We start from the raw sequence: 12,464 nt of genomic DNA on the forward strand, positions 1-12,464 counted from the left end.
CTTGAACACGGCCCCATCACGGCTTGACGACCCATAGGAGCGTCCTGTCAGCCCACCGCCGTCCCACCAACTCCCGGCAGAAGCTGGCCGGTTGCACACGCATACCTGTGCCCGCCGCCAGCTCTTGCCGAGAGGGGTGGTCGGCTACTTGGACATGCCGGCGGTGAGGCCGGCGACGATCTGCTTGGTGGCCAGCAGGAACAGCACGATCAGCGGCACGGTCGTGATGACCAGGCCGGCGAAGATCGCGGAGTAGTTCGCCTCGTTCTCGCCGAAGAAGGTCGTCAGCCCGACCGGCAGGGTGTACTTCGCGTCGTCGCGCAGCAGCACCAGCGGGAAGAGGAAGTCGTTCCAGATCGGCACGAACCGGAAGATCGCCACCGTCGCCACCGCCGGCTTCACCATCGGCACCATGATCCGCACGAACGTCTGCCACGCCGAGGCGCCGTCCAGCTGCGCCGCCTCCTCCAGCTCGACCGGCAGCTGGCGGAAGAACGTCGTCAGCACGAACACCGAGAACGGCACACCGGACGCGGCGTACATCAGCGTCAGCCCGAGCCGGGAGTCGATCAGCCCGACGCCGTCGAACAGGTAGAAGATCGGCAGGATCGCCAGGTGTACCGGCAGCATCAGCCCGGACAGGAAGAGTGACTCCACCGCGCCGACGAGCCGCGAGCGGGAGCGCGCGAGGCCGTACGCCGCCATGGTCGCGACCGCGGTCGAGAGCAGCACGGCGCCGCAGGTGACCAGCAGCGAGTTGAGGAAGTACGTCGCGAACGAGCCGTCGGTCCACGCCGTCCGGTACGAGTCGAGCGTGGGCGGCCAGGGCGCGCCGAGCGGGTCCCGGACCAGGTCGGCGTTCGGGCGCAGCGAGCTGGACACCATGAGCAGCAGCGGGACGAGCGCGCCGATCGCGTACACCCACAGGGCGACCGAGCCGAGGGCGCCGCCGACGGGTCGTGCCCGTCCCCTGCGGCGGGCCTGCGGAGCGCCACCCTGCGAATCTCGACGGCCCGGCTTTCCATGCGATGCCGGGAAGTCAGATCTCGCGGACGAAGGAGGGGCGGCAGTGGCGCCGTTGGTGTCGGTGCTGTCGGTGGTCCGGTTCCGGGCCGCGCTGCTCATCCGGTGATCCTCCGTTCCTGGCGGCGCAGCACCCAGGTGGCGAGCAGGGCTCCCCCGAAGATCAGGAGGAACAGCAGCGTCGCGAGCGCCGAGGACGTGCCGATGGCGTCCGTGGCGCCGGAGTCGAACGCCGTCCGGTAGAAGAGCAGGGAGACGAAGTCCGTGGCGCCGGCGGGGTTGCCGGTGGAGCCGCCGACGGCGTACGGCAGCGCGAACGCCTCCATCGCGAAGATGAACGTCAGGACGGTGACGGTGCCGATGGCCGGCACGAGCAGGGGCAGCACGATCCGGAAGAAGGTCTGGCGTGGGGAGGCCCCGTCGACGCGGGCCGCCTCGGTCAGGTCGTCCGGGACGCCGCCCAGCGCCGCGCCGTACAGCAGCACGGGGAACCCGATCCACTGCCAGACGCTGACCAGCACCACGACCCAGAGCGCGGTGCTCGGCCGGCCCAGCCACGGGACGGCCCACGACTCCAGCCCGACCTTGGTGAGCAGGGTGTTGACCGGCCCGAACGTCGGGGACAGCAGCAGCGTCCACAGGTACCCGATGACGATCGGGCTGAGCAGGTACGGCATCGCGTACAACGTCTGCAGGACCCGGCGGGTGCGGTCGCGGCGGTAGAGCAGGTAGGCGATCCCGAGGCCGATCGTGTTCTGGGCCAGCATCGTGCCGAGGAAGAACAGCAGGTTGTGCCCGAGCGCCCGGGGCAGGTCCGTGGTGAACGGCGCCCGCGAGAAGAGGGCGTCGAAGTTGGCGAGGCCGGCGAAGTCCGAGCGGGTCGTCCCCCGCCAGTCGAAGAAGGCGTACGAGAACGCGGTCACCATCGGGTAGAGGACGAACACCCCGAACAGCAGCAGCGCGGGAGCGACGAACAGCAGCGAGGTCCGGCGGCGCACGTCAGCGACCGTACGCCGGGGCGGGCGACGAAGGACCCGTCACGACCCGCTCGGCTTGAACCACGTCTTGATGCCGGTGTCGAGGTCCTTGCTGACGCCGGCCGCGTCCTTCTGGCCGAGGAGCAGCTGCTGGACGCCCTTGCCCATCAGGTCGGTGCCGCTCGGGGCGCCGTACCGGAAGTCGGTGAGCAGCAGGTACGGCGAGCCGTTCTTGGTGTACGCGTCGTTCATCTGCTTCAGAAGCGGGTCGGAGTAGGTGACGCCGGGCACGGCGGAGATCTGCTTGATCTCGTCGGCGACCATCTGGCCGAACTCCGGCGTGCTCATCCACTGCACCAGCTCCATCGCCTGCGCCTGGTGCTTCGACTTCTTCGACACCGCGAAGTTGCCGTCGGCCCAGCCCGGGGTGGTGGCGCTCGAGCCGGCCGGCGAGCCGGGCGGCGGCGGGACCTGGAAGACGCCGATCTGCAGCGTCGGGTCCGGCTTCTGCAGCACCGACAGGTCGAACGAGCCGCCCGGGATCATCGCCGCCTGACCGGAGCTGAACAGCGTCTGCGCGTCGGTCTGGGCCACGCCGGTGACGTTCTTGGGCATGTACTGCTTCAGGTCCCCGACGACCTTGACCGAGTCGACCCAGGCGGGGTCGGTGAACGACGTCTTTCCGGTGCGGGCCGCGTCCGCGAACGCCTTGCCGCCGAACCGCGGCGCGGCGAGCACCTCGTGCACGATCGGCAGCGTCCAGTCGTCCTTGGCCCCGACGGCGATCGGCGTGACGTCGGTCTTCCTGAGCGTGATGTTGGCCTTCATGAAGTCAGCCCAGGTGGCCGGCGGCTGCAGGCCGTTCTTCTCGAACAGCCTCTTGTTGTAGAACATCTGGACGGTCTGCCGGGCGAACGGCACCGCGTACAGCCTGCCGTCGCTCTTGCCCTTGGCGCTGGCGACGGAGTTCGCGTCCCAGCTGCTGACATCGACCTTGCCGTCCAGCGGCACCAGCGAGCCGGACGCCACGGTCGTCTGGAGCTGACCGTAGGAGCGGACCTGCGGGACGTCGGGCCCGCCCGAGCCCGCCAGCCCGGTGGCGAGGATCTTGTTGTACTCGGTGGCCTTGAAGGCCTTGAAGTCGACCTTCACGCCCGGGTGCTTCTTCTCGTACGCGGCGAAGATCTTCTCGTACGCGGCCTTGTCCTCCACCCGCCACGACCACACGGTGAGCGTGGCGTTGCCGGCCGCTCCCGCACTGGCGCCGGTACCACCGGTGCCGCCGTTGCCCGCGTCGTCGCCGGAGTCGCTCGGCGCGCACGCGCTCAGTACGAGTGCTCCCGCCGCCGCGACCGCCAGCATCCTGCCGCGGCGTACGGACCCGATCTTGCCCACTGTGTCCTCGGTCACACGCAGAAGGTAGTTTCTTACCGTCGAACCCGTCAATGCGACAAGGACTGACAAAGGCGGCCCGTCAGCGGCCCGTGCCAGGATCCGCTCATGCTGACCATCGCCCACCTGAGCGACACCCACTTCGGTGCGTACGAGGGCGTCGGCGACCGGACCGTCCGCGCCGTCGAGCACCTCGCCGCGATGCGGCCGGGTCCCGACGTGGTGCTCGTGACCGGGGACATCGCCGACCACGGCCACGACGACGAGTACGTCGACGCCGCAGCGGCCCTCGCCCGCTGGCCGGGGCCTGCTCCGCTGCTGACCTGTCCCGGCAACCACGACGTGCGCCCGGCGTTCGCCCGCCACCTGCGGGAGGCTGCGGCCGAGGGTCCGCTCGACCTGGTCCACGACGTCGCGGGCGTGCGGTTCGTGCTGCTGGACTCCCTCGTCCCGGCGCCGCCCGGCGAGCGGATCGACCACGGCGTCCTGGCCCCGGAGTCGCTGCGGCTGCTCGACGGGGCACTCGCCGACGGGCGGCCCACCTATTTGGGCCTGCACCACCCGCCGGTCGACCTCCACGTCGCGCTGATGGACCCGATCCGCCTGCAGAACGCGGATGAGCTCGCCGCAGTGATCGGGCGGCACGAGAACCTCGTCGCCACGCTGGTCGGGCACGCGCACACGGCGTGCGCGACGACGTTCGCCGGAGCGCCGCTGCTCATCGGAGGGGGGATCGCGTCCACGGTGACCCTGGACGCCGAGGCGCTGCCGGCGATCACGCCCGGGCTGGCGCCGACGTTCGCGGTGCACCTGGTCGGCGACGACGGCCGGGTCGTGACGCACTGGCGCACCCTGCCCTGAGGGCGCCCGACGGCGTCGCTCCCCGGTCGGCCGGTGCTGGCGTCGACGGTGCCGAAGCAACCGCGCCGTTCTGCGGGCCGGGCAGCCACCCAGCCGCCATGCTCAGGGCATGACCGACGAGATCCGCCTGAGCGACCACGGCCACCTCGAGATCACCTCCAGCGACGCGGACTGTCTGGCCGTCCTCGCGACGTACGAGCCGGGCGAGGGCAAGCCGCCCGCGCACTTCCACCCGCAGCAGGAGGAGCGGTTCGAGGTGCTCACCGGCATGCTCCGGGTCGAGACGGACGGCACGACCACCGACCACGCGGCGGGCGAGTCGTTCACCATCCCGGCCGGGACGGTGCACCGGATGTGGAACGGCGGCACCGTCACCACCACCGCCCGCTGGGAGACCCGGCCGGCGCTGCGCAGCGAGGAGTGGTTCCGCGGCCTCGACCGGCTCGCCCGGGACGCGAGCGCGCTGGGCAAGGCCCGGCCGGACGCCCTCGGGTTCGCCGCCCACGCGGCGAGGCACCGGGACGAGTTCCGGCTCGTCGTGCCGGGGCCGCGGCCGCTGGGCGACGTCGTCGTCCGGGCGCTGGGTGCGGTCGCCAGGCTGATCCGCCGCTGAGGCTGGGGCGCCCGTCGCCGCCGCCGTAGTCTCGAGGGGAACCGTCCCCTCGAGGAGGTGCCCGTGAGCACGACCGTCGAGGTCAGCCGGGCCGACGCGGAGGCGTACGTCGGTGAGCTGGCGGCCGCCGCAGGCCTGCCGGCGGTCGCGGTCACCTGGGTCGACGGCGACGACGGTGCTGCGTACACCCGGGACGGGCGGCACGAGATCGTCCTGGGCCGCGGCACCCTGCGCCATCCGGGCCGGCTGCGGTTCACCGTCGCCCACGAGATCGGTCACCTCGCGCTGGGTCACACCGCCACCGCGCTCGCCCGACGCGGCGCGGTGGCGTACGCGGCCGAGGCGCTCGCACTGACCGCCGGGCTCCTGCTCGTCGCGGTCGCGCTGCCCGTGCTCGCCCTCGCCGTCCCCCTCGCCCTCCTCGGCCACCTGCACGCGATGCTGCGAACCCGGCTGTGGCCGCGCGAGCTCGCCGCGGACCGCTACGCCGCCGACGCCGGAGCGCCGATCACCCTGGCCGGGCAGCCGTACGACGGGTCGCGGTTCGTGCACGCGCTGTTCCCCTCGCACCCGGGCTGGGACGCCCGACGCCGCGCGACCGCCCACGCCTAGCCTGTGCCCATGACGAGCGACGAAGTGCTCCGGCTGGCCGCGTTCTCCGCCGAGCCCGGCGGCGGCAACCCCGCGGGCGTGGTGCTGGATGCGCGCGACTGGACCGACGAGCGGATGCAGCAGGTGGCGGCCGACCTCGGCTTCGCCGAGACGGCCTTCGTGACGGGGCAGCCCACCAGCGACCGGCACGTCGAGATCCGTTACTTCTCACCGCATTCCGAGGTGCCGTTCTGCGGGCACGCGACGATCGCGACCGCCGTCGCGATGGCCGAGCAGGTCGGCACCGGCCCGCTGCTCTTCCACACCCCCGCCGGTCCGGTGGAGATCGTGACCAGCGACGACGGGAACGGCATCACCGCCTCGTTCACCAGCGTCGAGCCGCACGTCCGCGAGCTCGAGCCGGCCGCGCTCGACCGGCTGCTCAGCGTCCTGCACCTCACGGCGGACGACGTGCGTACCGACCTGCCGCCGCGGGTGGCGTACGCGGGCGCCCGCCACCCGGTCCTCGTCCTCGGCTCGCGGGAGACGTTCGACGGGCTGACGTTCATCTCGCGGGAGGCCCGCGACCTGCTCGACGAGCAGGACTGGGTGACCATGACCGTGCTGTGGCAGCAGGACCCGCTGACGTACGAGGCGCGCAACGTCTTCCCCGTCGGCGAGATCACCGAGGACTACGCGACCGGCGCCGCAGCCGCCGCGACCGGTGCGTACCTGCGCAGCCTGGGCGCGGTGCGTCCGCCGGTGACGCTGACGATCCGGCAGGGCCACCACGTCGGACGCCCGAGCGTGCTGCGCGTGGACGTGCCGCCGACCGACGGGATCACCGTGACCGGTACGGCCGTGCCGATCGCCGACTGAGCGGGCGGTCTAGGCCTCCAGCTCGCGCAGGCGAGGGCCGAGATCGTCGGCGAAGAAGGCGAAGAAGGCGTCCATGTCGGGGCCGGCGTTGATGAGCGCCAGGTGGTCGCAGCCGGCGTCGATGAACTGCTGCGTGACCTCGACGTGCCGCTCGATGTCGGGCCCGCAGCCCATCGCCTCGCGGACGGCGTCGACCGTCACCCAGGAGGCGGCGGCCTCGAAGTTGATCGGGTTCGGCAGCTCCGACATCACCTTCCAGCCGAGCTGCCCGAACCGGAACAGCCGGTGGGCGGACTCGGCCGCCTCGTCCTCGCTGCCGGCGTAGCTGAGGGGGACCTCGGCGTAGGTGGGTCCGTCGCCGCCGGCGTCCCGGTAGGCGTCGACCAGCTCCGGCTTCGGCTCGGTGACGAACAGCCCGTCGCCGAGCTGGGCGGCCAGCGAGGAGGCCTTGGCACCACCGGACGCGATGACCATCCGCGGTGACTCCTCCGGCAGGTCGAAGACCCGGGCGTCGTCAATGGTCAGGTACTTGCCCTCGTACGACTGGTAGCCGCCCTCCCACAGCTGACGGATGATCTGGATCGCCTCGCGCAGCATCTCGTGCCGGACGGTGACCGAGGGCCAGCCGACTCCGGTGACGTGCTCGTTCAGCCGCTCGCCGGCGCCGAGGCCGAGTGTGAACCGGCCGCCGCTGAGCACACCGACGGTGGCCGCGGCCTGGGCGACGATCGCCGGGTGCTGCCGGATGATCGGGCAGGTCACGCCGGTGGCGAGCTCGATCCGCTCGGTCGCCTGCGCCATCGCGCCGAGCATCGACCAGACGTGCCCGGAGTGCTGCTGGCTGTAGAGCCACGGGTGGTAGTGGTCGCTGACCTCGACGAAGTCGAAGCCGGCGCGCTCGGCCTCCTGGGCCTGCCGGACGATCTCGGTCGGGCCGTAACCCTCGGCGATGAGCTTGAACCCCAGCTTCATGGCGTCTCCCTCCGGGCGTCGGAGTGAACGGACTACCCGGCCGGCCAGGCACCGAATCCTGGGGCCGGCGGATCGCCGGTGATCGCGCGGTGCGGACGCCGGGAGGATCGGCGAGTGCGAACAGCTGCCCGGCTGACGTCAGCAGGTGACGCGCAGGTGCTCCAGCTCGGGCGCCGTCATCGTCGGCGCGAACTCGGTCACGGTGTACGCGGCCACCCCCTCCGCGAGGAACGGGTCCGTCTCGACCAGCGCTTCCACCTCTGCGCGGTCCGTACCGCGAGCGATGATCACACCGCCCGTGCGCGGCTCCTTCCGGCCGGAGGCGAGCAGCCGCCCCTGCGCGTACTGCTCGCGCAGCCACTTCCGGTGCGCCTCCAGATGAGGCGCGACTGCGTCCGGGCCGGCGGGGTAGGTGAGGTCGAGAACGAAGAGGTTGGGCACGGAGTCAGTTGTACCGGGTACGGCATGACAGCATGCAGGGCGTGTACCAGCGCCGCGACCTCGACACGTCGTCGTGGGACTCCTGGGAGGCCGACCTCGTCGACCAGCTCCTCGGGCACCAGCCGCACGAGAACCTCGTCGTGATCCCGCGCGCCGGCACCTTCCCGGTGGCGCCGGCGCCCAGCAGGAGACCCCTGTCCCACCGACTCCGGCTGCGGCAGCGCCAGCTGTTCGACGCGCCGGTCATCCAGGCCATGCGGGACGGCAACAGCCTCCTCCTCGACCTCACCGGCCCGGCGTCGCTCGGCGGTGAGTACGCCTGGACCGACGACCAGGTCGAGGGCCTGTACGACCTCGGCTGGCCGCACCCGGTCAACGAGGGCGTCGTCGTCTTCACGATGTACCTGCCGCACTCGCCGCTGCCCCCGCGCCCCTACCTTCCGCACCACTTCGCCGAGCACGCGGCGTCGCTGATCTGCTCGACGCTGCGGGACGTCATGTGGTCGCGGACGCCGGCGGACGTCGACGTCGAGGGCGGCGTCGTCGACTGACGACCCGCTCGCACCGGTTCAGCCCGCGAGCGACCCGTCCAGCTGCACCCGCAGCGCCGAGTGGTCGGTGAACCCGGCCTCGCGCGGCGCGTGCAAGAGGTCGCAGCCGCGTACGGCGCCGGCCGGCTCGGCGGTCACGAACGCGTGGTCGTACCGGCAGCCCGCGCCGGAGTGGTCCACCCAGGTGATGGCGTCACCGTCCGGGTGGTGCAGCCGGTAGGCGTCGGTCAGCCCGTGCCGTCGTACGAGCGCGTCGTACAGAGCGGCCTCCTCGGGCAGCACGTACGGAAGTCGCGAATCATGCTGCGGGTCAACGATGTTCAGGTCGCCCACCATGAGGGTCGGCCCGGCTCCGGGCAGCCAGTCGGCCAACCACCGGTCGTAAGAGGCGAGCCACTCGCGCTTGCGCTGCCGTTGCGCCTTGCTGCTGTACCGGACCGGGTCGCTGGCGGCGCCGTACACCCCGATGAGCGTGACGCCGTCCACGGACACGACGCTCACCCGTCCCGCGAGCTCGCCGAGGTCGGCCTCCAGCGGCTCCAGCGCGACCTCACGGCCGACGACGAGGACGCCCAGCGCGTCCGCACCCGACGCGACCACGTCGTACCCGGCCGCTCGACACACCTGCGCGATCAGCGAGGACCCACGGCGGCTACCCACCTCGGTCAGGACCAGCACCTCGTCCGGCTGGTGCCACAGCCACTCCAGCAGTGACTTCGCCCGGTCGGCGGGCGGATCGGCGACGTTGAGCGTGAGAACCCGCACCCGACCCACCATCCCAGACGACCGGGCCGCCATCGTGGTGACGAGATCCACCGGAATACCGGCACGGGCGACACCGCTGCACCGAACGGACCCCGTCCCCCACGAAAGGATCCGATCATGCGGGCCGTGACCTACCCGGAGTACAGCACCGACGTCAGCACGCTGGAGGTGAAGGACCTGCCGACCCCCAAGCTCGGCGCCGGGTCCGTCCTCATCGACGTGCGCGCGGCGAGCGTGAACCCGGTCGACTGGAAGGTCATGGCCGGTGGGCTGGACGGCATGATGGAGGCGGTCTTCCCTGTCATCCCGGGCTGGGACGTGGCCGGCGTCGTGTCGGCGGTCGGCCTGGACACCCCCGAGTACGAGGTCGGCGACGAGGTCATCGCGTACGCGCGCAAGGACACCGTGCACGCCGGCACCTTCGCCGAGCAGGTCGCGGTCCCGGCGTACGCCGTCGCCCGTAAGTCGAGCGCCCTCAGCTGGGAGCAGGCGGGCGGGCTCCCCCTCGCCGGTGGCACGGCGCTGCGCTCGCTGGACGCGCTCGAGGTCGCCGACGGCCAGACCGTCCTCGTCCACGCCGCGGCCGGCGGCGTCGGAAGCCTCGCCGTCCAGATCGCCCGCGCCCGCGGCGCCCGGGTCATCGGCACCGCGTCCGAGCGCAACCACGACTACCTGCGCGGCCTCGGCGCCGAGCCGGTCACCTACGGCGACGGCCTGGCCGACCGCGTGCGCTCGCTCACTCCAGACGGGGTGGACGCGGTCGCGGACTTCGTCGGCGGCCAGCTCGAGACGACGCTGGCGGTGCTGCGGGACGGCGGCCGGCACACGTCCGTGGTCGACGGGGACGTGCTCAAGCACGGCGGCCGACTGATCTGGGTCCGCCCGGACGGGCGCGAGACCGCACGACTCAGCGAGCTCGCCGACGCGGGCAAGCTCACCGTCGAGGTGTCGAAGACCTACGGGCTGGACCAGGTGGCCGAGGCGTTCACCGCCAGCCAGGAGGGCCACGTCCGCGGCAAGGTCGTCATCGTCCCCTGACCGGTGAGGTCGCCGCGGGGCGGCGTCGGCGGACGACGACCGCCGCCACCCCGGCCGCGAGCACGAGCAGCACTGCGCCGGCGCCCCAGCGCGCCATCTCCTCGTCGACACCCCAGCTGACCTGAGGCCCCGTTCCGCCTGCTTCCGGGCGGGGGGCGGCCCATGGCGCGGGTGGCGGCGAGGGATCGGCGCGCGCGCTCGGCGGTTTCGGTGGACCGAGCAGCCGGACGAGGTCCGCACGGGTCCGCGCCGTCGTGTCGCCGCTGTACTGGCACAGGCTCGTGGAGATCTCGCCCCGGACACGGCGGCCGAGGACGAGCACGTCGTGCCCGGTGGCGAGGGTCGCGCCGCACGACGCCTGGTCCCTCTCGCTGCTCACGTACGTCGTACGGCCGGCGGTTCCCTTGAACACCTCGGACACGGTCACCGTGTAGCGCGTGAGGATGCCGCCGAAGCTGTCGGACCCGCCGTACTCCGCGCGGGTCACCGTTCCGCGCAGCACGGTGTCCGCACGGGGCGCCACCTCGGCCACTCCCGCGAGAGCGCAGCTGCACGCGTGAGCGGGCGCGAGCGAGGTGAGCGAGAACGTCATGGTCAGGAGCACAAGGACCAGCACGCGCCACGGCTTCATGTACGGGTCTTACTCCCAGCGAGCGGTCGTCGTCCGCAGCACGCCGACGTCGGGACCGGATCGTGACGTCAGCGACCGTTCGTGCCGCGCGCCGCGCGGCGCGCCCACCCTCCGGCAGAAGGTGGCGAGCGGCACAGGTATGCGTGTGCTGGTCGCCACCTTTTGCCGGTGTGGGCTGGGGTGGGTGAGGGGCGAGCCGCCGGCCGGCCGGTGACCGGCCGGCGGACTCGTCAGAGAATGCCGCGGGCGTGGAACGCCGCGCGGACGGTCGAGGCGTCCGTCGACCCGTACAGCGCCGTGGCCGCGTCGACGGTCTTCTGCGCGGCGCCGGCGAAGTCGGTGTTCGGGGCGTAGCTGAACTGCCCCTCCAGGATCACCTTGTTCGCCTTCTCGCGGCCCAGGCCCTTGTTGATGTCGAACAGCGCCTGCGACCAGATCTCGCCGTCGTCGTGGACCTCACCGGTCTTGTTCGCAACGGTCTTGCCGGTGTCGAGGCGGCGGATGCAGTGCGGGGTCGTGGAGGTGTACGACGTGCTGTCCCAGTCCATGACGCACGCCCACGGGGTGGTGGCGGTGTCGGGGCTGTTCGCCTGGGTCATCGTCATCGCGAGGTAGTCGCCGAAGCCCTCACCGATCGCGCCGCCCTCCTCGGTGCTGCCGAACCCGGGCACCTGGTCGTCCTGCACCGAGTGGCCGTACTCGTGCCACACGACCTCCTGGTCCTCGGCGTCGTCCACGCCACCGGTGCCGAAGGTGATCGTGTCGGTGCTCGGGGAGTACCAGGAGTTGTCGTCGGTGACGGTGTCGACGCTGAGGTCCTGCGCCTCGTTGTTGACGTCGGTGAAGCCGAGCGACTGGAAGTAGCTCTGCACGGTGTCGACGGCGTAGTAGGCGTTGACCTGCTCGAAGCCGGTCTGGCTGCGGTCGAAGTCGAACGTGCCGTTGGTCGCCTTCACGCCGGGCACCTTGCCCTTGGCCTTGTTCACGACGGTGGCGTACGTGCCGTGCAGGTAGCCGCTGGTGTCCAGGTGCTGCAGCGTGGCTGTCCGGTACGCCGCCGCGGGCACCGCCGAGGCGGCGTTGTTGCTGTCCTTGAGCCCCTCGTTCTGCAGGGACACCACCGGGTTCGGGTCGAAGACCTTGCCAGTCGCATCCGCCAGCCGGCGCTCGTCGACGACCTTCAGCACCTTCCCGTCGGAGGCGCCGACCAGGACCTGCTTGTCGGCGCTGGTCCGGACGTCGTACGCCAGGCGCGCGGTGGCGCCGGGAACGATGACGAGGCGGGTGCTGCGCGCGGAGCCGTGGGGGGCGGCGGCCTGCTGCGCGGCGGCGGGCGTGATGCGGGTGCGCGGCATGACCAGCCCGGTCACCGCGAGGCGGCCGTCCTGCACGGTCGAGGCGCCGCGGCTGGTGTGGACCGCGTAGTAGCCGCCGAGAACCGGGATGCCGCCGTGGGTCTGCTGGTACCAGGTGTGGCTGCCGAGCAGGGACTGCCGGACCCGGACCTGGGTGAGGTCGGACGGTACGGCGGAGGCGGCGGAGCGGACGCTCGCCGCACCGGCGGGTGCCGTGGCAAGACCGGTCGCGGTCGTGGCGGACACGGCGGGGAGGGCGAGCGCGCACAGGGCGGCGCCGGCCAGGAGCGGGGGGACTCGCATGAGAGCTCCGTAGATGAGAAGGGAACTGCAGTGCGCGAAGCAGAGCACGCCGGGCCGCCACGAGGACCGGAC

General features: G+C 72.0%; 14 protein-coding genes. 6 read left to right on the forward strand and 8 right to left on the reverse strand.

All coding sequences use genetic code 11. The features are described from left to right. Positions 1-144 precede the first annotated feature (144 nt). The 3 genes from P4R38_RS17750 to P4R38_RS17760 are packed head-to-tail and all read right to left on the reverse strand — an operon-like array spanning position 145 to position 3,410. On the reverse strand, positions 145-1,125 hold the full coding sequence (locus P4R38_RS17750; RefSeq protein ID WP_277193327.1) for a carbohydrate ABC transporter permease: 981 nt from the start codon (positions 1,123-1,125) through the stop codon (positions 145-147). Then, complete coding sequence (locus P4R38_RS17755) at positions 1,122-2,021, reverse strand: carbohydrate ABC transporter permease (protein ID WP_275239473.1); 900 nt, start codon at positions 2,019-2,021, stop codon at positions 1,122-1,124. Before P4R38_RS17755 ends, P4R38_RS17750 begins: the two co-directional genes overlap by 4 nt. Before the next feature lie 39 nt (positions 2,022-2,060). Next, complete coding sequence (locus tag P4R38_RS17760) at positions 2,061-3,410, reverse strand: ABC transporter substrate-binding protein (RefSeq protein ID WP_277193328.1); 1,350 nt, start codon at positions 3,408-3,410, stop codon at positions 2,061-2,063. 90 nt (positions 3,411-3,500) lie between these two features. Here P4R38_RS17760 and P4R38_RS17765 point away from each other — a divergent pair, with 90 nt between their 5' ends. From P4R38_RS17765 to P4R38_RS17780, 4 genes are all read left to right on the forward strand, one after another. Further along, positions 3,501-4,253 carry a metallophosphoesterase gene (locus P4R38_RS17765; protein WP_277193329.1) on the forward strand — a complete coding sequence of 251 codons (753 nt, stop codon included), beginning with the start codon at positions 3,501-3,503 and terminating at the stop codon, positions 4,251-4,253. Between the two features lie 109 nt (positions 4,254-4,362). Continuing rightward, a complete protein-coding gene (locus P4R38_RS17770) occupies positions 4,363-4,866 on the forward strand; it encodes a cupin domain-containing protein (protein WP_277193330.1) in 504 nt (167 codons plus the stop codon). A gap of 63 nt (positions 4,867-4,929) precedes the next feature. Continuing rightward, positions 4,930-5,478: a M48 family metalloprotease gene (locus P4R38_RS17775; protein ID WP_277193331.1), complete on the forward strand. Its 549-nt coding sequence runs from the start codon at positions 4,930-4,932 to the stop codon at positions 5,476-5,478. 9 nt (positions 5,479-5,487) lie between these two features. Continuing rightward, positions 5,488-6,336 (forward strand): PhzF family phenazine biosynthesis protein, encoded by an 849-nt coding sequence (locus P4R38_RS17780; protein ID WP_277193332.1) that lies wholly within the window; start codon positions 5,488-5,490, stop codon positions 6,334-6,336. A gap of 9 nt (positions 6,337-6,345) precedes the next feature. On the opposite strand, the gene P4R38_RS17785 is transcribed toward P4R38_RS17780, so the two are convergent. Together P4R38_RS17785 and P4R38_RS17790 are read right to left on the reverse strand one after the other, a co-directional pair. Continuing rightward, positions 6,346-7,308 carry a TIGR03557 family F420-dependent LLM class oxidoreductase gene (locus P4R38_RS17785; protein ID WP_277193333.1) on the reverse strand — a complete coding sequence of 321 codons (963 nt, stop codon included), beginning with the start codon at positions 7,306-7,308 and terminating at the stop codon, positions 6,346-6,348. A 138-nt stretch (positions 7,309-7,446) separates the two neighbouring features. Beyond that, entirely contained in the window at positions 7,447-7,749 is a 303-nt protein-coding gene (locus tag P4R38_RS17790) for a YciI family protein (RefSeq protein WP_277193334.1), read from the reverse strand. Positions 7,750-7,790: 41 nt separating this feature from the next. Here P4R38_RS17790 and P4R38_RS17795 point away from each other — a divergent pair, with 41 nt between their 5' ends. Continuing rightward, on the forward strand, positions 7,791-8,300 hold the full coding sequence (locus tag P4R38_RS17795) for a TY-Chap domain-containing protein (protein WP_275239483.1): 510 nt from the start codon (positions 7,791-7,793) through the stop codon (positions 8,298-8,300). Between the two features lie 18 nt (positions 8,301-8,318). On the opposite strand, the gene P4R38_RS17800 is transcribed toward P4R38_RS17795, so the two are convergent. Beyond that, complete coding sequence (locus P4R38_RS17800) at positions 8,319-9,065, reverse strand: hypothetical protein (protein WP_277193335.1); 747 nt, start codon at positions 9,063-9,065, stop codon at positions 8,319-8,321. Between the two features lie 117 nt (positions 9,066-9,182). On the opposite strand from P4R38_RS17800, the gene P4R38_RS17805 reads away from it, so the two are divergent. Continuing rightward, complete coding sequence (locus P4R38_RS17805) at positions 9,183-10,103, forward strand: NADP-dependent oxidoreductase (RefSeq protein ID WP_277193336.1); 921 nt, start codon at positions 9,183-9,185, stop codon at positions 10,101-10,103. Here P4R38_RS17805 and P4R38_RS17810 read toward each other — a convergent pair. Together P4R38_RS17810 and P4R38_RS17815 are read right to left on the reverse strand one after the other, a co-directional pair. Then, positions 10,090-10,734, reverse strand: a complete 645-nt coding sequence (locus P4R38_RS17810) for a hypothetical protein (RefSeq protein WP_277193337.1) — start codon at positions 10,732-10,734, stop codon at positions 10,090-10,092. The genes P4R38_RS17805 and P4R38_RS17810 overlap by 14 nt on opposite strands. Before the next feature lie 230 nt (positions 10,735-10,964). Continuing rightward, positions 10,965-12,392, reverse strand: coding sequence for a M4 family metallopeptidase (locus P4R38_RS17815; RefSeq protein ID WP_277193338.1), 1,428 nt, complete (start codon positions 12,390-12,392; stop codon positions 10,965-10,967). Positions 12,393-12,464 lie beyond the last annotated feature (72 nt).

It is taken from the genome of Luteipulveratus flavus, assembly GCF_029439465.1.
Classification (GTDB): domain Bacteria; phylum Actinomycetota; class Actinomycetes; order Actinomycetales; family Dermatophilaceae; genus Luteipulveratus; species Luteipulveratus flavus.

Bases quoted from the DNA above. Each gene is read 5' to 3' on its own strand.
- P4R38_RS17780 (WP_277193332.1), top strand. From the start codon at position 5,488: ATGACGAGCGACGAAGTGCTCCGGCTGGCCGCGTTCTCCGCCGAGCCC.
- P4R38_RS17815 (WP_277193338.1), bottom strand. From the start codon at position 12,392: ATGCGAGTCCCCCCGCTCCTGGCCGGCGCCGCCCTGTGCGCGCTCGCC.
- P4R38_RS17770 (WP_277193330.1), top strand. From the start codon at position 4,363: ATGACCGACGAGATCCGCCTGAGCGACCACGGCCACCTCGAGATCACC.
- P4R38_RS17765 (WP_277193329.1), top strand. From the start codon at position 3,501: ATGCTGACCATCGCCCACCTGAGCGACACCCACTTCGGTGCGTACGAG.
- P4R38_RS17785 (WP_277193333.1), bottom strand. From the start codon at position 7,308: ATGAAGCTGGGGTTCAAGCTCATCGCCGAGGGTTACGGCCCGACCGAG.
- P4R38_RS17810 (WP_277193337.1), bottom strand. From the start codon at position 10,734: ATGAAGCCGTGGCGCGTGCTGGTCCTTGTGCTCCTGACCATGACGTTC.
- P4R38_RS17805 (WP_277193336.1), top strand. From the start codon at position 9,183: ATGCGGGCCGTGACCTACCCGGAGTACAGCACCGACGTCAGCACGCTG.
- P4R38_RS17750 (WP_277193327.1), bottom strand. From the start codon at position 1,125: ATGAGCAGCGCGGCCCGGAACCGGACCACCGACAGCACCGACACCAAC.